This is a genomic window from Deltaproteobacteria bacterium (genome assembly GCA_021737785.1).
Taxonomy (GTDB): Bacteria; Desulfobacterota; DSM-4660; order Desulfatiglandales; family Desulfatiglandaceae; genus AUK324.
Genome location: JAIPDI010000010.1, coordinates 1 through 21,093 on the forward strand (window position 1 = coordinate 1; position 21,093 = coordinate 21,093).

Genomic DNA, 21,093 nt, shown 5'->3' on the forward strand with positions numbered 1-21,093 from the left:
TGCGGCTTCGTCCTCTCAAATTTCTTCTTCGCCATCTCGTGTCCTCCTACATCAATCAGCAGAAACAAACCGGTAAGCTTTCCCCAATACCATCCCCACAACACTCACCTTATGTCATCCCGAATACATGGGGCCTACCTGTTGCCTACTGCCCGTACGTTGATTTTGGTGGAGCCCACGACCGGGATCGAACCGGTGAACCTCATCCTTACCAAGGATGCGCTCTACCTACTGAGCTACGTGGGCACTCCATAAATCGTGCATCACCGAACTAATGACATTACTAATGACATTGTCCTCTGAATGTCAAAGGGCAAATATCGTACGTATTTCAGAAATTAAAGGATTTAAATTAATCCTCTATGTAAATGGAGCGGGAAACGGGATTCGAACCCGCGACCCTCAGCTTGGAAGGCTGACGCTCTAGCCAACTGAGCTATTCCCGCCCTGTATCAACCCAACGCTGCTCTCAACCGATAAACGGAAACCCTCTCCTTGAATTATCTCCAAAGAGCTGCAGCAAAATCCCACCGATATCCCCTTTTGCCCGATGTACCAAAAATGATCCGCTCTTTTTTACATCCCTTGTTCATTCTGCGGGCAAATACAAACCACATTCAAGTGAAAAATATAAAAAAGTTAAGCTGGAAGCTGGTGGAGAGGGGAGGATTCGAACCTCCGAAGGCTGAGCCGGCAGATTTACAGTCTGCTCCCTTTGGCCACTCGGGAACCTCTCCAGTTCGAGGTCTTGATTGATCGTGTCTTGGAGCCAGCGAAGGGAATCGAACCCCCGACCCACTGATTACAAATCAGTTGCTCTGCCATCTGAGCTACGCTGGCACCCTACCTGGCGATGCATAAATAGTCAATATAATTTTTTTTATATTCTATTTCAATGTCTATACGAGTTCAAAAATGCCCTTTAGATGATGAAAAAATGATTTTTTCTTTGATATGCTTAGGAATACATCAAAATGCTTCCACATCGACCTGTTAACTGATCTCAAGCGACAAATCATATGAGGGAACATACTTTGTGAAACTTCGCGGTTTAAGCGTTCCCTGTTCAAAGCATTGGGTATCATCTTTGCCTTTTCTTATGGGGTGGGACCGGCTTTTAGAGTTGTTTTTTTGGTGCACATGTACGGCTTGCCGTCTGCTCTGCAGGGCCTGGTTTACGGCCAATATATCACATCGTACAAAAATAAGGGCCACATAGTGGGTGTCAACTTCTATTTTCACAATCGCAGTAATAAATACTTGAAAAGCCCAAGTGTTTGTGTTAACTTTACCGCCATATCGCCGGATGCATCGAATAAGCATTGGATATATCATACAATAATCAATAATGAAACAGGCAAAAGGAGGTATGGCGAATGGCAGCGTTAGGAGGAGGACTGGCAGCTCTTATATTGGGGATTATAGGTATCGTCCTGTGGTTCGGGTATTTTGTCAAGGCCCTGCAGGCCGGAGTTCCCATCATGTTGATCCTGGGAGGCGCCTTGGCCGTTTACTTAGGCTTTGAAGAGCTCAAAGACAAACGAAACACCCCGGAAACCTTTGATGACAGTGCGAGCACCCTCAAGAGCGAAGTTGAAACCCTAAAAGACGAGATCAAGCAACTGAAGGAAGAGAAGAAGGAAAGCGAAAATAAAGACCTATAAGCCCAGTCGAGGACAAAAATACACTCGCTGACCCGGTTTCCAGACAAATAAATCTGCATTTCACCCTCCTTGGATATACCTGACGGAACGGCTCCAAGGACGGGTGAAATTCTTTACCTCCCGACTATCTCCAATGCATTGAAAAAATAGTTGATTTCATATTCAGCGGTTTCCACTGAATCGGAGCCGTGCACCACGTTTTTTTCGATGTCCGTAGCGAAATCCTTCCGGATGGTTCCCTCCTCAGCTTTCTTGTAATCGGTTGCACCCATGAGTTTTCGGTATCTGCGGATCCCTTCTTCCCCTTCCAGTATCATCACCACACACGGCCCTGAAGACATAAAATCCGTTACACTCTCAAAAAAGGGTTTTCCCTCGTGCACCTTGTAGAACCCCTTTGCTTCGATCTTGGTCATCCTGATCATCTTCATGGCCACTATTTTTAGCCCTTCCCCTTCCAATCGGCTGATAACAGCCCCGATCACCCCCTTTGAAACCCCATCCGGTTTGATGATCGATAATGTTCTCTCCATCATATCCTCAATATCCTCCTCGCATAATTTGATTGACCCGGTCCTTTTGTTGTTGATATAGAGCACCATGTATAAAAGACAACTCGGCGGCATTAGTCAAGGGATTTCAACCTGCGGACCCACTCAGATAGCCTTCTAACGTCCGTTTCACTCGAATCTGAAAATCCAAACGCCTGAATTTATTACTTGTGGCGTTTGATCCTGTCATTTAATGGAGTCAATAAACCAAAATCAACTCACGACGAATTGGACTCTGGTCAATTCGTCACTATTTGAAAGGAAATGCACGGAATGAATACATCGCACCCCATAGACACCCAGGACAAAAGGGAAAGGATGGATGCGGAACACATCTTTTGCTTCGACTGCGGCTCCCATGTCCCCTGCTTTACCGAATGCTGTCAGGATATTACAATTTTGCTGACGCCCTACGACGTCCTGAGGCTCAAAAATGCGCTTGAGATCCCCTCGGAGGTGTTTCTCGATACGCATACGCTCATTATTCCCAAGAAAAAGCGCCTGATTCCCATGATTGTTCTCAAGATGAATGAAACAGACAAACGATGCCCTTTTGTCACAAAGAATGGGTGTTCTGTCTATGGGGACAGACCCTGGCCGTGCCGGATGTATCCGTTGGATATGAACGATGACGGCACGTTCAGCCGGATACAGGATGCCTCCAGGTGCAAAGGTCTTAATGAAACCAAGACCCACCGGATTTCAAACTGGCTGGTCGAGCAGGGAGTTCCGATGTACGACGAAATGAACCAGCTATTCTCGGAGATTACCACCCCCCTGCAGGCCCAGGAACTGGATATCGATAACCCCAAGATCTATCAAATGACCTTCATGGCCTTGTACAACCTGGATATTTTTAGAAAATTTGTCTTCGAGAGTTCATTTATGGATAGGTTTGAACTAGATCCTCTCATGATCGAAAAACTAAAACGAAGTGATCTGGAACTTCTTAAATTCTCCTTTGACTGGATTAAATTCGGCCTTTTTGGTCAAAAAACTCTGCAAGTCAAGGAGAGCGCCATGCCCAAGACGGGTCCGTCCAATGACTAGCCGTCAGGAACAGGCTGAATTCAGACCTCTGACAGAAGCGCACTTCCACTTTTCCTGCCACAAGGGGGTGTCGTGTTTTACCGAGTGCTGCGCCAGACTCCGCCTCATCTTGAATCCGTATGACATCGTCCGAATGAAGCAGCGGCTGAAACTGTCATCAGATCAGTTCTTAAGCGATTACACGGAAACCGTCATCGACCGGCACCACCGTTTTCCTTTGGTCAAATTAAAGATGAACCCCGACCCTAAAGGCGCCTGCCCATTTGTGACCGAGGAGGGGTGTACCATCTATCAAGACCGCCCGGAGGCCTGTCGCCTCTATCCCATAGGGAGGGCCTCGGCCATGCCCGACGGGGCCAGTGGGGTCCACGAGAAATTTTTCGTGGTGGCCGAATCCCACTGCCAGGGCTTCAGGGAGAAGAAGGTCTGGACCCTGGAGGAATGGATGGACCATGAGGGGGTGAGAGAATACGCTGAGATGAATGATCCCTGGCGCGGCATCATGACATCAGCCAGAAGTCTCGGACCCGAGGCCCATCTCCCGCAGAAGCATCAGATGTTTTTCATGGCCTCCTATAACCTGGATAAGTTCAGGAATTTCATCTTCAAAAGCAGGTTCCTGGAACGTTTTCAGATCGATTCGGGCCTGAAGGCGCAACTCGGAAGAGATGATGTGACCTTGATGCGGTTTGGGTTTGACTGGCTTCGATTCAGTCTTTTTGGAGAAAAAACCATCACGATGAAGAATTAAAGAACATAAAGAACATCAGGATGTTCCATGGCGTCTTTTTCTGATATCCGACAAAAGATTGTGCAGCCACCCGGCCGCACAATCTTTTGTCATCCTCCACAGGGAAAGGGAAGCAGGGGGAACCACCTTAAGGCGGCTTGCAGCAGCGGCCTGATCATGTCCTGAGAAAAGCCTTGAGAAGTCTGGCACGGTCTTCTTCTTTCAACTCTGAAAAGATGTCGGTTACCGACTCGCCGCCGTCCGCAACGATCCTCAGATCTTCATTGGCCATGGCGAAGAGCTTATCCTTTTCCTCATTGAGAAAGCGCCGAGCTTCTTCCCCGTAATAGAGTCCTTTCAGATTTTTTCGAAGCTTCGTCGGTTCAACAATGAACACCCAGGCATCCTGATAAGGAGACTCGTTGATTAGTTCCGGGTGATCCAGGAGCCTATGGTTTACGTGTGACACAATGCCGTCCACAGGAGAAAGGACATGCGCCGTCTCATTGCTGCATCTCACTTTAAACCCGACCTCGCCCTGCGCCACCTCACGTCCCACCTCCGGGATTTCGATGTTGTTGAGACGTCCCATGAGCTTCTGGGCGAAATCGTCCAGCCCCACCCTGATACGGCCTCCGTATTCCGGTCTGGCCCAGGTGTGCCCCTCATGGTAGTAGGCGTCTTCCGCCAGATCAAACCCCGCCGCTTCACTCTGAGTCGTTACAGGAAGGGGTTCTGCCTGCAACCGTTCCTGCATCATCTGGTCGAATGAACAATTGCCGCACTCATATGCATTGGGGCATATCTTGCGGCCGATTTCACCGGTAATCATATATCGACACTTGCGCTGGGATGCAGGGAGTTGCATCATGGTTTCCACCCAGGTCCGGGTGATTTTGTCGGGAGACATCTCGAGGCTGGATAGCTGCGCCGCCTCTTTTTGCCGGGCGACCTTAAGCTGCATGCCCTGGTCGTAGACACACGTGGAACAATCATAATTGTTGTCGCAGAGCTTGTACGAAACGACCCCCGCCTCCATCCAGATACATTTCTTCTTTCCCGGCGGCACGATCTTCATGGATTCTCTTCCTGCCTTTGCTTCCATTTTCTTCCTCCTCGCTAAAAAGCCTCTTGTTTTCATGCATTGTTACCAGAAGAATAAGCAATGATGGTGCCAACGGCCCCTTTTTTTCTCCAGGCACTCATTTAACTGTTTGGTTTTAAAGTAAATAAAAGAAAATCATTAGAGGAAGCGACCCCTTTTTTGCTTGACCTTAATATGTCAATATTCTCGGCACCGATTTCTTGAGACAATCAACTTCCTAGGTAAGCATTAGATAAATAGGGATTTTTCTGTAGTGCCGAAAAGTGCGGCATGCTGCCTACTAATTCGACGCCTTTTATTATGTCCGGGGGGTGAAACCTAAACAGTGCCTGAATCACGCCTTGGCGTGATTCAGGCACTATTGAAGATTGAAGAATTGAATATTGAAAATTGATGGAATAAATTTAAGCTTAACAAACCGGATTCTCACATTTGACTGTTTCTTGATTCCCGGGTTTCCGTTCAGACACTAAATAAAGCCCTGAGACGCTCGAATACCGGTGGGAAAAGATGGATATTACCCCACCCCCCAAAAAAAATGGGTTCCGAACTATCGAAATCAGCAGTTACCGCCGGGGGGAGGAAAGACATGATTCCACACGCCAGGTGAACAACTCCGAACAGGCGGGGCAGAAGTCCATCCGCTTCATATCGGTATCTTCGATCCGGACGGAAGAATACATGACGCAGCGGCGGTTTCTGCAGTGGGTCAAACCGAGGCAATGCCCCAGTTCATGCAAGGCCGTTTTTATCAGCCGTTTCTCCAATAGTTCCTGGTCGGGGGGTCGATCATAGAATTCGGGGCGAAGCCGATACATCGAAATGATCGAACATCGCCCTTCCATTTCTGCCAATCCAAAGACATACTTGAGGATGGGAACAAACAGATCCTCACAGGTAACCCCCATAAATCCCAAGACTTCCTCAGGACAACATCTGATAAGACGTTTCAAAATGGTTGCTGAATTGTATTGGCATCTCCTTTCCTCATAGGCATATCCAGGTCTGTCCATTTTCGGGGATACCCTGCACATGACGTTGCACCGGATCTCAATATGCTTTGCGATACGTTCAAGCATTCCCGGATCCACAGCACCGATCGGGCAGATGATAACGCGTTTGGCCAAACGATTTACGAATCCCCTTTTCTGATCTCATATTTTTCGAGTTTGTTATAGAGGGTCTGCCGGTCGATATCCAGGTCGCGGGCCGCCTGGCTGATATTCCATCCGGCGGCCTCAAGCACCCTCTCGATATGCATTTTCTCCATTTTTTTTAATGACTTAGGAAATGTTTCCAGTCCCGTCTTCCCCCGTGAAAACGGAAGATCGTCCGCCGATATCTCTTTGCCCTGACCGATCACCAGGGCCCGTTCTATGATATTTTCCAACTCTCTCACGTTTCCGGGCCAGTCATATGCCATCAACTGCTTCAACGCGGAAGCCTCCACCTTTGCCTCTTCACGATTCATCTCCAGGCAGTATTTTCGAACAAAAGCATCGGTTAAAAGGGGAATGTCGTCCCTGCGCGCTCTCAGGGGAGGGACCTCGATATGAATAACATTTAGACGATAATAGAGATCCTCCCGGAACCGCTTTTCCTGAATAGCCTTTGCCAGATCACGGTTGGTGGCTGCAATGATGCGGACATCCACCTCCATCACCTTCTCACTGCCCAGGCGCTGCACCTCCTTCTGCTGCAGCACTCTCAGGAGATTCACCTGGGTCTTGAGGCTCACATCACCGATCTCATCCAGAAAAAGAGTCCCCCTGTGAGCCATCTCAAAACGCCCTTTTTTCGTGTGTTCGGCCCCAGTGAATGCACCCTTTTCATAACCGAAAAGTTCGCTTTCCAGCAGAGAGTCCGGGAGCGCGCCACAACTTACGGCGATGAACGGCATGAAACAGCGATGGCTGTTCCCATGGATCGCCCTGGCGATCAGTTCTTTCCCCGTGCCGCTCTCCCCGGTGATAAGGACAGTCGAATCCGTGGGCGCGACCCGGGCAATCAGGGCGAAGACCTCCTGCATGGCATCGCTTTTACCGATGATTTCATCAAACTGATAGGACTCCTCCAGCTTTTTTCGCAGCAGGATGTTCTCCAGAACCAATTCCTTATGGGCAAGAATTTTTTTGATCTGCACCTCCACTTCATCAGGATCAAAGGGCTTCACCAGATAATCAAATGCCCCTTCTTTCATGGCCTGGACCGCTGTTTCCACGGTGGCATAGGCGGTCATCATGAGGACCTCCGCATCGGGTCTCACCTCCTTCAGTTTCTGGAGGGTCTTGAGCCCGTCCATGCCGGGCATCTTCAGATCCAGCAGTATCACTTCCCAGGGTTCTTTCCGAGCCATGTCGATCGCCTCCTGCCCGCTTGCGGCCAGACCGACCCGGTACCCATCCTCCTTGAGCCAGTCATTGAGGCTTTCCCGCATGGGCCGTTCATCGTCCACCACGAGGATACGGGGCATTTTGGACATAGTCTCCTCCTCCATTTCAATCCCGAACCGGACTGTCGGCAAAACCGTACATCTGGCCCGGGTTGAGGGATTGCGGTTGTCTATCGTTGGTTACTTCTCAGAGGATCAGGCGTTTATCCACGATGGGGAAACCTCTTTCCCTATGAAAGGGGCAATCCCTTTCAAGGATCAGCCATTCACCTTGGGTGAAGGCCTGCCTCAGGCGACAGGAAGCAGTATCCTGAAGGTGCTTCCCTTGCCTGTTTCGCTTTCCACCTCTATGGAACCCATGTGATTGGAGATAATTCCATAAACCACGGACAGTCCTAATCCGACCCCTTTTCCTTCCGCCTTGGTGGTAAAGAACGGCTCGAAGATACTCTTCTGATCTTCCTTGGAAATACCGCACCCGGTGTCCGCGATCGAGATTTCCATGAAACCGCTCTTCTCTGCCGGGGCCGCTGACACCGTTAAGGTGCCCCCATTTTCCATCGCCTCTGAAGCATTGCTGATGAGGTTCAGAAGGGCCTGCTGAATCTGTCTGAAATCGCACTTTACCTGGGGCAGATCCGGCGCAATGTTTACGCTTAACGTGATTTCTTTCAGTGCCAGATCGTGAGACAGCAGATCCAGGGTCCTCCGGATGATCGGGTCTATATCCTGCGCCTTTACCTCGGTTCTGGCCTGTCTGGAAAAGGCCAGGAGATTCTTGACGATATCCCCGCATCTCGTCATTTCCGACGACATGGTCTTCAAGTACCTTGAGATATCGTCGATCCTGTCCTGAGAAAACCGGCCGCGGCTCACCAGTTTCATCATCAATTTGATGTAGGTAAGGACCGCAGCGATGGGGTTGTTGATCTCATGGGCAATGGTCGCGGACAGCTTCCCCAACGACGCCAGCTTTTCAGACCGGATGACCTGTTCCTGAACATCCTTGAGCTCCTGGTAAGTCCGGTTGGTACGCTCATAGAGGATGGCATTGTGCACGGCCATACCGATCTGATTCCCGATAGCAGCAAGAAAATCCACATAATCCTCTGAAAATGTGAACGGTTCATGGCTGCACGTACACATCACCCCCACCGCCTCTCCCTTCAACAGAAGGGGGACATAGACCGTAGATTGGATCCCTTCTTCCACGATAGCCTCCACATAGGGCTCATCCGACCGGAGAAAATTGTCCACGATCCTCGGTTCCCGCGTGAGCACGGTTTTTCCCAGCAGACCCTCACCCACCCGCCGCGACTGCATGAAGTCCTTATTGATAAAGCCCGAAGAAAACCCCCGGTGAGCCACCAGGTTGAGGATCTCTCGGTTATCATCCAGAAGGTAGATACGAACACAGTCCGTTCCCAGGATCTCAAGCATCTTGTCAATGGTTCTGTTCAGGACCTCATCCAAGTCCAGGCTGCTGCTCACGGTCATGGAGATGGCATTTAAGACGGCAAGCCGGAAATTCCTGTTTTCAATCTCCTGCTGTGCGCTTTTTTTGGTGGTAACATCCCGAACGATGATCACATATCCGGTAATCTGACCGATGATGTCGAGAACCACGCTGGAGGTGATGACGGCATCAAATGGTTTCCCGTTTTTTGCAGACATCCGGGTTTCAAAATCCATTACAAAGCCATCGGTGAGAAGCTGTTTCTGAATCCGGTAAAGGTCATCCCTGTCCAGGAAAAAATCCATGGCCGAACCTGCGGAACGAAGCTCGTCTTTAGCTCTGTATCCCAGGAGTTCGAGACCTGCCGGATTGATCTCCAGGATGTCTCCCTTACCGTCTGTCAGGATCATGGCATCCCATGAGCGTTCGAATATGGTTCGATATTTTTCCTCTGATTCTTCCAGCTTTCGCATGCGGGTGCCGATCATATCCTCCAGTTTGCCGGACATCTTGCGCAATTCTTCCTGCATGCGCCGCTTGAGCGTGATATCCGTCGCCGTTACCAGGACATACGCAACGCTCCCTTTCGCATCCAAGACCGGCGTGGACCTGACGGAAAGGCGGGCCGTTTGCCCGTCCTTTCGCACAACGCTCTCTTCACTGGTGTGAGGCTCCCCATCCTGAAAGGATTCTTCCACAAGGCAGCTGCCGCACGGGTCATTTCTGCCCTTCCATGCCCTGTAACAATAGACCCTTTGATTGTTTCCGAATTCATTCTTGAAGAGATTATTGCACATGATAATCTGATGATTCCTGTTGATGGCGATCACATAATCGGTGACGCTCTGGAGCAGGGTTTGATATTTTGATTCCGCCTCCCTTCGATCCGCCTCCGCGATCCGGCTCCTGGAGTAGGCTTGCTCTATCTTGCACACAAGATGTTCCGGGTCTAACGGTTTGGTTAAATAATCAAAGGCGCCTGACCGAATCCCTTCAACCCCGTCCTGGATCGACTCATGACCGGTCAGGAGGATAACCTCGGTTCCCGGATAGCCGGCCTTGATATGCCGGAGCACCTCAATCCCATCCATGCCGGGCATCTTGACATCCAGGATCACCACATCCACCGGCGCCTTTTCGAGCATGGAGAGGCATGCCTCCCCGCTTTCCGCCTGTTCAGGGGAGATGCCTCTTTTGGCCAGACGCCTGACAAGAACGTTTCGGAAATTCTCGTCGTCATCAACAAGAAGGGTGCGGATGTCCGCCATAATGAACCCCTTTTTAGGTCTCTTTCCGAACCATCAGACAGCACGGGAAGGGTGCGATGAGATTCAAAGAGAGTCTCCCAAAGCGGCCTGACAGCCGCAACCGAAAAGGTATGGGTGCAAATCCCGGCAACTTTTGAGCGCTTACCCATATGGCGCCAACTTCTCCGCGTGGTGCAGAGAAGTTGCCACCAAACACTCTAAAGCAAAGTACTGATTTCATACTCAGCCCCACGTTTTGGGGTATACCTGGATGGCCATCCTTTCACATCGATGAATGGCTCAAGAATCGATTTATTACATCACAAAAGGGATTTCGGATCAAGGAGATTGGAGCTTGTGAAATATTTCTTGACAACAAAAAGCCCACTTCTATATAAGTCCAACTGAATACTGATTTCTGTTCGCCCAGTGATGAAAGATAAATAAACATGTTTTCACTAGTCAGGAGCTAACCAATGACAGCAGAAAATGCCCAGAAGGTCCGGGGTTCGGTGATGGTGGTCGGCGGCGGCATCGCCGGCATGCAGGCATCCCTGGACTTGGCAGATTCCGGCTTTTTTGTCCATCTGGTGGAAAAGACCCCTGCCATCGGCGGGGTCATGTCTCAACTGGACAAGACCTTCCCCACCAATGATTGCGCCATGTGAATCATCTCGCCGAAACTGGTCGAGGTCGGCCGGCACATCAATATTGAGCTTCACACATGTTCTCAGATCCAAGCGATCGACGGTGAAAAGGGTGATTTCACGGTAACACTGCACAAAACCCCGCGGTTTATCGATGCCGATGCATGCACTGCCTGTGGAGATTGTGCAGCGGCCTGTCCCGTTGTCAGGCCCAGCGAATACGACATGGCACTGGCGGACCGCCGGGCCACATACAAGCCATACGCCCAGGCCATTCCCGGGTCCTTTGCCATAGAAAAGCTGGATAAAGCCCCATGCAGGATGGCCTGCCCGGCCAACCTGCATGTGCAGGGTTATGTCCAAATGGTCAAGGAGGGCAAGTACAGGGAGGCGGTTGAAATCATCATGCGGGACCTGCCGCTTCCCGGAATACTGGGCCGTGTCTGCCCCCATCCCTGTGAAAAGAGCTGTCGGCGGTTGGAGGTGGATGAGTCCATCTCCATCAGGGAACTCAAGCGGGTGGCTGCTGACCACACCGACCTCAGCGACATCCCGGTACCGGAGATGGAACCGAAGGATGACAAGGTGGCCATAGTGGGTTCGGGGCCCGCGGGCCTTACGGCGGCGTACTTCTTAGCCCTTCAAGGCTACAAGGTCAGTATCTACGAGGCCATGCCCGAGGCCGGCGGCATGATGCGTTACGGGATCCCCGAGCACCGGCTGCCCCGTTCTGTCATAGATAGAGAAATCGCCAATCTCAGACGCTACGGAATTGAGATCCACACCCAAACCGCCATCGGCAAAGATATTACGATTGAAGAACTGAAAGACCATGGCGCCAAGGCCGTTTTCCTCGGGGCGGGGGCCTGGAAGGGGCTCAAGCTTCGCGTTCAGGGAGAAGAGGCCCAAGGGGTCTATGATGTCACCTCTTTTCTGAGAAATGTCCATCTGGGAGATCTGAAAAAAATCGAAGGAAAAGCGGTCATTATCGGCGGGGGCCATTCTGCCCTGGATGGCGCCCGGGTAGCGCTTCGACTGGGTGCGGACGAGGTTCACATTATTTATCGACGGTCGCTTCCGGAGATGCTGGCGGAACCGGAGGAGGTGGAGGAGGCACAGAATGAGGGCATCAAGATCCATTTCCTGGTTGCCCCCTTAAAGATTTCCAATGAAAACGGCAAGGTCACAGGGATTGAATGCATTCGCACCCGTCTCACGGATCCCGATACCACCGGTCGGCGGAAGCCTGTCCCGGTCGAAGGTTCCGAGTTTTTTATTGAGGCGGAACACATCATCCCTGCCATCGGACAGGAGCCCGACCTCGACTTTTTGGGCAAAAATCTGGATGTGGACATCTCCAAATGGAATCTCCTGACGGTCAACCCCGAAACCCTGCAGACGAGCGTACCCTGGATATTTGCCGGCGGAGATGCGGTGACCGGACCTGCCACGGTAATTGAAGCCGTGGACGCAGGCAAGCGTGCCGCCCGATATATGGCCAAATTCCTGCAGGGAGAAACGCTTCCCACGGAATGGCAGGAAGAACCCCCCATCGGAACCAACTGGGTGGAAATCCGGGATGATGAACCGACCCTCCATCGCATGAAGGCCCCCACCCTCCCGGTGGAGAAACGGCTTTCCGGTTTTGAGGAGGTCAATCTCCTGGTGGATGAGGAGACGGCCAGGGCCGAAGCAGCCCGCTGCCTCAACTGCGGGGGATGTTGTGAATGTTACGAATGCGTCAAGGCCTGCAAGGCCCAGGCGGTCACCTTTGAGACCCATCAACAGAAGGAGGAGACCGTTTCAATCGATGTAGGATCAGTAATACTGGCCCCGGGCTTTTCCCCGTTTGATCCCAGCCGGTTTGACACCTACCAGTATGCGGCCTTTCCGAATGTGGTCACCAGCATGGAGTTTGAGCGGATACTGAGCGCCACCGGTCCCTTCCAAGGACACCTGTCCAGGCCTTCGGACCACAAAGAACCGTCCAAAATTGCCTTTTTCCAATGCGTCGGATCCAGAGACATCAACCAATGCGACCACGCCTATTGCTCTTCTGTCTGCTGTATGTATGCCATCAAGGAGGCCGTGATCGCCAAGGAACATGCTGCGGGAGACCTGGACACGGCCATCTTTTTCATGGATATGCGCACCCACGGAAAGGACTTTGACCGGTACTACAACCGCGCCAAGGATGAGGCCGGGGTCCGGTTCCTCCGTTCCAGGATCCACACCATCAACGAGGATCCTGAAACCCATGACCTGATCATCCAGTATGCCGATGAGGGGGGCGCGATACAGACCGAGACATTTGATCTGATCGTGCTGTCGGTGGGGCTGGAAACCCCCGGATCTCTCGTGGACATGGCAGAACGCCTGGATATCCAATTGGACGCAGATCACTTTGTCAAGACCGGAACCTTCCAACCGGTCGCCACCTCCCGCGAAGGGATCTATGTGTGCGGCGCGTTTCAGGAACCCAAGGACATCCCCTATTCGGTCATGGAGTCAAGCGCCGCAGCCAATGAAACCAAAGGGATCCTATCCACTGCCCGGGGGACGATGGTCAAGGAAAAGACCTATCCCGGGGAACGGGATGTGTCGACACAAGCGCCCCGCATCGGCGTCTTTGTGTGCAACTGCGGCACCAACATCGGCGGCATCGTGGATGTGCCCAAGGTGGCTGAATACGCCCGCACCCTGCCGGGCGTCGCCTATGTGGAGGAGAACCTCTTCACGTGCTCCCAGGATACCCAGGACAAAATCAGAGACGTCATCGAGAGAGAGGGATTGAACCGGGTCGTGGTCGCCGCCTGCACCCCAAGGACCCATGAACCCCTGTTCCAGGAAACCCTCAGAGACGCAGGGTTGAACAAATATCTCTTTGAAATGGCCAATATCCGGAACCAGTGTTCGTGGGTCCATTCCAAGGAGAAGGAGAAGGCCACGGAAAAGTCGATGGATCTGGTGCGCATGGCCGTTGCCAGGGCCCAGTTGATCCAGCCTCTCCCCCAGCCGACCATTTCTGTGGACAACAAGGCCCTGGTCATCGGGGGCGGGATTACCGGCATGACCGCGGCCCTGGGTCTGGCCGACCAGGGGTATCACACCTACCTGATCGAAGAGTCGAAGGAATTGGGTGGAAATGCCCTGAAACTCATTGACACCTGGCAGGGAGAAGATATTGCCGAGAACGTCACGCACCTGGTCAAGAAAGTCATGGATCATGCCTTGATTGACGTTTACACCGGGTCTTCCATCAAGGCATCTGAAGGATTCGTGGGAAACTTCGAGACCCTTATTTCACAAAACGGTTCCGACCTGTCGCTGAAGCATGGGGCCGTTGTCGTGGCCGTGGGCGCCGAGGAATTGAGGCCCACAGAATATCTCTATGGACAGGATGATCGGGTCCTGACCCACCTGGAGCTGGATGCGGCCATAAAGTCGGCATCCCCAAAGATCACGGGGGCCAGGGCGGCGGTCTTCATCCAGTGTGTGGGATCGAGGGAACCGGACAGGCCCTATTGCTCGAAGGTATGCTGCACCCACTCCGTGAAATCCGCCCTCCAATTGAAAAAAATGAACCCGGAAATTGACGTCTATATCCTTTACCGGGATATCCGCACCTATGGCCAGAGGGAAGCCCTTTACAGGGAGGCCAGAAGACAGGGCGTCATCTTTATCCGGTATGGTCTCGACCGGAAACCAGCCGTTCTAAAGGGGACGGATGCAATAGCCGTCACGGTCAAAGACCCTATCCTGAACCGGGATATCCTTATCAACGCCGATCTGGTCATATTGGCCTCGGCCATTGTTCCCCGTGACAACGCCACCCTTGCCCAGATGTTCAAGCTGTCCCTCAATCAGGACGGTTTCTTCATGGAGGCCCACGCCAAGCTGCGGCCTGTTGAATTCGCCACAGAGGGCGTTTTCCTGGCCGGGATGGCCCACTATCCAAAACCGATCGAGGAGAGCATTGCCCAGGCCAAGGCAGCTGCCTCGAGGGCCTCTGTGGTGCTCTCCAAAGAACATATTACTGTTGAAGGGGTGGTCTCCCACATCAACGAGGTCCTTTGCCGGGGCTGCGGCAAGTGCGTGGATGCCTGTCCCTTCAGTGCCGTCTCCCTGGTGGAGCGAGAAGGGGGCAAGACCGTGGCATTCGTGCAGGCGGCCCTCTGCAAGGGGTGCGGTTCCTGTGCCGTGGCTTGTCCCACAGGAGCGGCGTCCATATTCCACTATGATGATCAGGAAGTGCTGCACATGGTGGAAGCGGCCCTAAATTGAGAATTGAATATTGAAGACCTGATAATATTTTCGAATCTCTTGTGTAGCTGCTTAACATTTCTCAATATTCGATTAAGGAGGTGTCATGTCTCAGGAGTTTAGCCCAAAAATCGTCGCCTTTGCCTGTAACTGGTGTGCGTATTCGGCTGCTGACCTTGCAGGCGTCAGCCGGTTTCAGTATCCGCCCAATATGCGGATTATCCGGGTCATGTGTTCGGGCCGGATCAACCCTAATTTCATCCTCAAGGCATTTCAGAAGGGCGCCGACGGCGTACTGGTGTCAGGGTGACACATCGGCGACTGCCATTACCTGGATGGTAATGTAAAGGCCGAAAAGATGTTCCATATGACCGAGGAGTTGATCAAGATTCTCGGAATTGATGCGGGAAGACTTCGCCTGGAATGGATTTCTTCTGCCGAAGGGACGCGCTTTGCCGAGGTCGCGAGAGAATTCACGGAACAGGTGCGGGCGCTCGGCCCCTCCGCCCTGAAAGAGGCGGCTTGACAGACGGCCCCTCATCCTAATGAGAAGCGGTGAGACCGCATGATGTTACGAGGCGATAGGAATGACTGCAATAGCTGAACTGATTGACGTCACACAGACCTACTTCTGTCTTGACTGCGGGGTATGCACGGGGTCCTGCCCTGTTGCCAGGGTGTTTCCCGATTTTTCCCCCAGACAGATCATCGAGCGTTCCCTTTACGAACTGGAGGCGCCTTCCGACGACACCATCTGGAGCTGCCTGACCTGTGCCCAGTGCAGCGTACGGTGTCCTGCCAACATCGATTTCCCCGAATTCGTCCGCCTGATGCGGGACGAGGCCCATGCCCAGGGATTCGACGGGGTCCCGGCCCACAATGGAATGCTCCAGACCATTACCGCCATCCAGACAGGAGACGTTGTCCAGAACCGGAATTTCTGGGTTGAGGATGGAAAGACCGCCGAAACCGGGGACCTGTTCTATTTTGTGGGGTGCCGTCCCTATTTTGACGTGGTGTTCCGGGATATCGATGCCGGTTCCATCGACAGCGCCCGGAATGTGCTTAAGATCCTGAACGCCTGTGGCGAAACGCCGGTGGTGAGCAATGCGGAACGATGCTGCGGGCATGACGCCCTCTGGAACGGGGACGAGGAAAAGTTCAAGAAACTGGCTGAATTGAACCTCAAGACGATTCGGGACTCTGGTGCCAAACAGGTGGTTTTCAGTTGCCCTGAGGGATATTACACCTTCAAACACTTTTATCCCAAATACTTTGGCGAATTGGGTTTCGAACCGATCCATATCCTTGACCTTCTGGCCAGGAAGGTGGAGGAGGGGGTCATTGAATTTGAAGAAAAACAGGAACAGGTGACCTATCATGACCCCTGCAGGCTGGGAAGGCTGGCCGGTATTTATGACGCTCCCCGCAGTCTCCTGAAGGCCATTCCCGGTATTACGCTTACGGAGATGCCCCGTTCCCGGGAGAACGGCGTATGCTGCGGGACCACCGGATGGATGAATTGCTCCAGTTGTTCAAAGGAGATACAGATGGAACGTCTCAAGGAGGCGGGCAGCACCGGCGCAGGCACTCTGATAACGGCATGCCCCAAGTGCCAGATCCATTTCCGTTGCGCCAAGGCCGCGTTTGACCTGGATATAGAGATCAATGATCTCTTTGATACCATTGCCGAACAGATCAAGGGATAGATGTTCTACACGGAAGACCGCATCATGTGAATTGCAGGCGGTTATCTTATCGGAGGAAACAGATCGTGACTAAAGATATACTGGTTATCGGGGGGGGAATCGCAGGCATGCAGTCGTCGCTGGACCTGGCCGACATGGGCATCAAGGTCCACCTGGTGGAAAAGCTCCCCAGCATCGGCGGCAAGATGGCCCAATTGGACAAGACCTTTCCCACCAACGACTGTGCCATCTGAATACTCTCGCCCAAGATGCTGGATGTCGGTCGACATCCCAACATTGAACTTCTGGCCTACAGCGAAGTCGAGAAGGTCGAAGGGGAGGCAGGGGATTTCAGGGTCACGGTCCGCAGAAAGGCCCGCTATGTCAAGGAAGACCGATGCACCGGCTGCGGGGCGTGTGCGGAGAAATGTCCCACGGTGGTGCCCGATGCCTTCAACGAGGGCTTGGGAAACCGAAGGGCCATCTACAGCCTTTTTGCCCAGGGCATACCCTCAACCCACACCATTGATCCGGACCATTGCCGGCAGTTGAACGGCAAGAAATGCGGTATCTGTGCAAAAACATGTCAGGCAGAGGCCATTGACTTCGATCAAAAGGACAGAATCGTCGAGTTGGATGTGGGGGCCATCATTATCGCCGCCGGATATGATGTATTCGACCCATCGCAGATCCCGGAATACCGGTACCGCGAAATCCCCAATGTGGTCACGGCCATCGAGTTTGAGAGACTCCTGAGTGCCAGCGGTCCCACGGGGGGTCACCTGGACCGTCCTTCAGACCGTGCGGTTGAGGCGGAAATCGAAGAATTGGAAAAAAGCGCTAATAAATCGCAGAAGGTCCTCTCCAAACTCGAAGAAAAATACGGGGAATCTTCTGCCGCGTTCTATGAGAAGTACCAATCCGGGGCATACCCGGACGATGAGGACCGGAAGAAGTGGGCTGACAAATATGCCGCCCATCTGGCCGTTGTGGAACCCCTTGAGGCGCTTAAGAAAAAGGCTGAGGGGTTCGACGTTGCCAAGAGGCTTGCCTTTATCCAGTGCGTGGGATCGCGGGATTTCAGATTTTACCCCTTCTGCTCCGGCTATTGCTGCATGCACTCCATAAAGGAGGCCATCATTGCCCATGAACACGGCCCCGAGACCACATCCACCATCTTCGGCATGGACATCCGTGCCGTGGGCAAGGGATTTGAGGAGTATAAGATACGCGGGGGCAATCACTCCAATATCACCTATGTGCGCGGCCGGGTGGCTGAGATCGCGGAGGGGCCAGACAACAACCCGGTGGTGATTTATGAGGACACCCGGGAGAGAAAGGTCAAGCGCCAGGAATTCGATATGGTGATTCTGGCCACTGCCTGCGCGCCTTCAAAGGGGATCGCCGCTCTTGCCGAAACCGTGGGCGTTGAGCTGGACAAGTACAGCTTCCTGAAGACCAGCCCCCTCTCTCCGGTGGACACCACCACCCCCGGCATCTTTGTGTGCGGCTGTGCAGAGTCGCCCATGGATGTGCCGGAATCGGTGGCCCAGGCGTCCAGCGCTGCGGAACGAGCCGCTGAAATCGCGTTTCAACCGGATTTAGAAAAGGAGAAAGCCGTTGCCTGAAAAAAATGATGATATCCGGATCGGCGTATTTCTCTGCCATTGCGGATCCAATATCGCCGGATACCTGAATATGGAGGAACTGGGGGATTATGCCGAGACGCTCCCCCACGTGACCTTTGTGCAGAGAAATCTCTATACCTGCTCGGAGGGCGGCATCAATGAGATTAAAAAAGGGATAAAAGAGCAGAATCTTAACCGGGTGGTGGTCGCCTCCTGCACCCCACGGACCCATGAACCCCTCTTCCGGAGCTCCTGCGGTGAGGCCGGACTCAACCCGTATCTCTTTGAGATGGTCAACATTCGGGACCAGTGCTCCTGGGTTCATATGAAGGAGGAGGAGAACGGCACCAATAAGGCCAAGGATCTTATCAGGATGGGTGTGGCCAAGGCCGCCCTGCTGGAACCTCAGGAAGTGATTATATCCGAGGTCCAGGTCCGGGCACTCGTGATCGGCGGCGGCATTTCCGGTATGACCGCGGCCCTCGCCCTCGCCACCAGGGGGTATGAAGTGGTCCTGGTTGAGAAGGAAGAGGCCTTGGGGGGGATGCTGAACCGACTGAACCGGCTGGGGCCCACCATGACGCCGGCAAGTGATTTTGCAGCAGAAAAGGTTCGGGCCGTGACCGATCATCCCAATATTACGGTGTTCACCCATGCCAAGGTTGCCGAGGTCCAGGGATTCATCGGCAAGTATAAGGTGGACATTGAAACTGAATCGGGCGTCAAGAATATCGATATCGGCGTAATCATCGTTGCCACCGGGGCCCGCGCCTTTGTGCCGGAGGGTCTTTACCATTACGATGGAAAACGCGTGATAACCCAGTTCGAGATGGAAACGCTTCTCAAGGAGGGATTGAACCCTGATATCAAGAACGTCGTCATGATCCAGTGTGTGGGAAGCCGCAATGAAGAAAGGGCCTACTGCTCCAGAATCTGTTGTCAGACCGCTGTCAAGAACGCCATGCTTATCAGGGAACAGAACCCGGACGCAAAGGTTTCCATCCTTTACCGGGACATGCAGATGTATGGCGTGGAAAATGAAGAGATGTTCCGGGATTCCAAGGCCGGGGGGGTCCGGTATATGTACTACGATCCTGAGAGACCCCCTCAGGTGGAACCTGACAAGGTCCGAACATATCACGCCCTCCTGGGGCGCGAGATAGAACTACCCGCCGATCTTGTCGTCCTTTCCACCCCTCTTGTCTCACAGGAAGACGCCGAGATCACCTCCCGGCTCCTCCGGGTCCCCATTGATAAAAACGGGTTTTTCCTGGAGGGACATGTCAAACTGAAACCGCTCGATTTCGCCACGGACGGCATCTTTCTCTGCGGCAGCGCCCGGTTTCCGGCCAATATCCGAGAGGCCGTGGCACAGGGCCTGGGCGCCGCCTCCAGGGCATCCATCCCCCTGTCCAAGGGATCGGTGGTGGTGGAGCCGATTATATCGGTGCTGGCCGATGAGGATGCCTGCCGCGGGTGCGGGCTGTGCGTGGCCCTCTGCCCTTACGGGGCACTGGAGATTCAGCGTACGGAAACGGGGAGAAAGGTCCATGTGATAGACGTGGCCTGCAAGGGATGCGGCGTCTGCGCTGCCACATGTTACCAGCACGCCTTGTCCATAAACTCCTTCACGGACCGGCAGATCAGGTCCCAGCTGGAAGCGTACTTGGGTTGAAAACCGACGATGAACACCCGTCGCCCGTTTTCAATTTTGATGCATCCGTAAAGAATGAGAATCTCGCGCAAAGACGCAGGGCTCGCGAAGATGGAGACAATAATTTTAATGGGAGATTTCTGTGCTCTCTGAGGGCCTGGTGAGGAACCCGATCTTTTACGAGACCATCATTTTTCAATGTTCAATTTTCAATCTCATAGGGGGTTAAATTGGCCGACTTCGTTCCTAAGATATTGACGTTTTGCTGCACATGGTGAGGATACGCAGCCGCAGACTTAGCTGGAGTTTCCAGACTACAGTATTCACCGGATATCAAAATTGTTCGGCTCATGTGCACAGGAAGGATTGACCCGGCCCTGGTAGCAGAAGCGTTCGGAAGGGGCTTGGACGGCCTGCTGGTGGTGGGCTGCTATTTCGGAGACTGCCACTACATCACAGGAAATTACCAGGCAAAGGCCAAGCTGGACATGACCCGCAGGCTGTTCAAACACATCGGGATGAATGAAGACCGGCTGGCATTCCGGCAGTGTTCCTCAGGAGAGGGCTCCGTATTCGTCGACATCGTCACCGAATTCGACACCAAATTGCGCGGCCTGGGTCCGCTGGGTGGAGACGGAGACCGGGTAGCGGCCCCTGAACTCTACAAAAAGCTGGAGGCGGCCAGGGCCGTACTCGCCAGTGAAAAGATTCGATGGGTCATCGGGAAGCGAACCCCTTTCCTCACATCCGGAAACATGTATGGCGAGATCTTTACGGAACATGAGTTCAACCGCGCCATCGACATGATCATCGTGGAAGAGATGGAGACCCAGGAAATCCTCGCCAGCCTTCGTCAGGGCGCACAATCCGTCAAGGATCTGTCCGGCAACCTGGCCATTCCATCCGAAAGGGTATTCCGGTATATCACCGCTCTCAAGCGAAAAGGGATGGTGGCCCTGGACAAGATCGCCGGCCAATCGCCAACCTTTCAGGTAATTCCCCAAGAGGTGTAACAAAA

14 protein-coding genes, 4 tRNA genes and 1 pseudogene are annotated in these 21,093 nt (G+C 52.9%); 10 read left to right on the plus strand and 9 right to left on the minus strand.

The annotated features are described in order from the left end of the window. Positions 1–169: 169 nt before the first annotated feature. The 4 genes from K9N21_06905 to K9N21_06920 all read right to left on the minus strand — a co-directional run bounded on the left by K9N21_06905 (position 170) and on the right by K9N21_06920 (position 840). A tRNA-Thr gene (locus K9N21_06905) sits at positions 170–246 on the minus strand. 123 nt (positions 247–369) lie between these two features. After that, positions 370–446, minus strand: a tRNA-Gly gene (locus K9N21_06910). A 206-nt stretch (positions 447–652) separates the two neighbouring features. Next, positions 653–737 (minus strand) — tRNA-Tyr (locus tag K9N21_06915). Positions 738–764: 27 nt separating this feature from the next. Then, positions 765–840, minus strand: a tRNA-Thr gene (locus K9N21_06920). 536 nt (positions 841–1,376) lie between these two features. On the opposite strand from K9N21_06920, the gene K9N21_06925 reads away from it, so the two are divergent. Then, complete coding sequence (locus tag K9N21_06925) at positions 1,377–1,664, plus strand: hypothetical protein (GenBank protein ID MCF8143634.1); 288 nt, start codon at positions 1,377–1,379, stop codon at positions 1,662–1,664. 113 nt (positions 1,665–1,777) lie between these two features. On the opposite strand, the gene ndk is transcribed toward K9N21_06925, so the two are convergent. Further along, the gene (gene ndk, locus K9N21_06930; GenBank protein MCF8143635.1) at positions 1,778–2,197 is read right to left on the minus strand and encodes a nucleoside-diphosphate kinase; all 420 of its coding nucleotides are present in this window, start codon (positions 2,195–2,197) and stop codon (positions 1,778–1,780) included. Positions 2,198–2,488: 291 nt separating this feature from the next. Here ndk and K9N21_06935 point away from each other — a divergent pair, with 291 nt between their 5' ends. Both K9N21_06935 and K9N21_06940 read left to right on the plus strand, forming a co-directional pair. Next, a complete protein-coding gene (locus K9N21_06935) occupies positions 2,489–3,265 on the plus strand; it encodes a YkgJ family cysteine cluster protein (protein MCF8143636.1) in 777 nt (258 codons plus the stop codon). Continuing rightward, positions 3,258–4,016 (plus strand): YkgJ family cysteine cluster protein, encoded by a 759-nt coding sequence (locus tag K9N21_06940; protein ID MCF8143637.1) that lies wholly within the window; start codon positions 3,258–3,260, stop codon positions 4,014–4,016. The genes K9N21_06935 and K9N21_06940 overlap by 8 nt, the downstream gene beginning before the upstream one ends. Before the next feature lie 154 nt (positions 4,017–4,170). Here K9N21_06940 and K9N21_06945 read toward each other — a convergent pair whose 3' ends face one another. From K9N21_06945 to K9N21_06960, 4 genes are all read right to left on the minus strand, one after another. Continuing rightward, on the minus strand, positions 4,171–5,100 hold the full coding sequence (locus K9N21_06945; protein MCF8143638.1) for a glycine cleavage system protein H: 930 nt from the start codon (positions 5,098–5,100) through the stop codon (positions 4,171–4,173). A 566-nt stretch (positions 5,101–5,666) separates the two neighbouring features. Continuing rightward, on the minus strand, positions 5,667–6,227 hold the full coding sequence (locus K9N21_06950; GenBank protein MCF8143639.1) for an archaemetzincin family Zn-dependent metalloprotease: 561 nt from the start codon (positions 6,225–6,227) through the stop codon (positions 5,667–5,669). A 5-nt stretch (positions 6,228–6,232) separates the two neighbouring features. Then, positions 6,233–7,582: a sigma-54 dependent transcriptional regulator gene (locus K9N21_06955; protein ID MCF8143640.1), complete on the minus strand. Its 1,350-nt coding sequence runs from the start codon at positions 7,580–7,582 to the stop codon at positions 6,233–6,235. A 198-nt stretch (positions 7,583–7,780) separates the two neighbouring features. Further along, positions 7,781–10,216: a PAS domain S-box protein gene (locus K9N21_06960; protein ID MCF8143641.1), complete on the minus strand. Its 2,436-nt coding sequence runs from the start codon at positions 10,214–10,216 to the stop codon at positions 7,781–7,783. Positions 10,217–10,671: 455 nt separating this feature from the next. On the opposite strand from K9N21_06960, the gene K9N21_06965 reads away from it, so the two are divergent. The 7 genes and pseudogenes from K9N21_06965 (at position 10,672) to K9N21_06995 (ending at position 21,088) form a co-directional block, all read left to right on the plus strand. Next, positions 10,672–15,126: an FAD-dependent oxidoreductase gene (locus K9N21_06965; GenBank protein MCF8143642.1), complete on the plus strand. Its 4,455-nt coding sequence runs from the start codon at positions 10,672–10,674 to the stop codon at positions 15,124–15,126. 85 nt (positions 15,127–15,211) lie between these two features. After that, positions 15,212–15,415: a hydrogenase iron-sulfur subunit gene (locus K9N21_06970; GenBank protein ID MCF8143643.1), complete on the plus strand. Its 204-nt coding sequence runs from the start codon at positions 15,212–15,214 to the stop codon at positions 15,413–15,415. Positions 15,416–15,463: 48 nt separating this feature from the next. Next, complete coding sequence (locus tag K9N21_06975; GenBank protein ID MCF8143644.1) at positions 15,464–15,631, plus strand: hydrogenase iron-sulfur subunit; 168 nt, start codon at positions 15,464–15,466, stop codon at positions 15,629–15,631. Between the two features lie 61 nt (positions 15,632–15,692). After that, positions 15,693–16,814 (plus strand): (Fe-S)-binding protein, encoded by a 1,122-nt coding sequence (locus K9N21_06980; GenBank protein MCF8143645.1) that lies wholly within the window; start codon positions 15,693–15,695, stop codon positions 16,812–16,814. A gap of 107 nt (positions 16,815–16,921) precedes the next feature. After that, positions 16,922–18,421 carry a CoB--CoM heterodisulfide reductase iron-sulfur subunit A family protein gene (locus K9N21_06985; GenBank protein ID MCF8143646.1) on the plus strand — a complete coding sequence of 500 codons (1,500 nt, stop codon included), beginning with the start codon at positions 16,922–16,924 and terminating at the stop codon, positions 18,419–18,421. 70 nt (positions 18,422–18,491) lie between these two features. After that, entirely contained in the window at positions 18,492–20,096 is a 1,605-nt protein-coding gene (locus tag K9N21_06990) for a CoB--CoM heterodisulfide reductase iron-sulfur subunit A family protein (GenBank protein MCF8143647.1), read from the plus strand. Positions 20,097–20,356: 260 nt separating this feature from the next. Beyond that, positions 20,357–21,088, plus strand: a pseudogene (locus K9N21_06995) (hydrogenase iron-sulfur subunit). Positions 21,089–21,093: the final 5 nt, after the last annotated feature.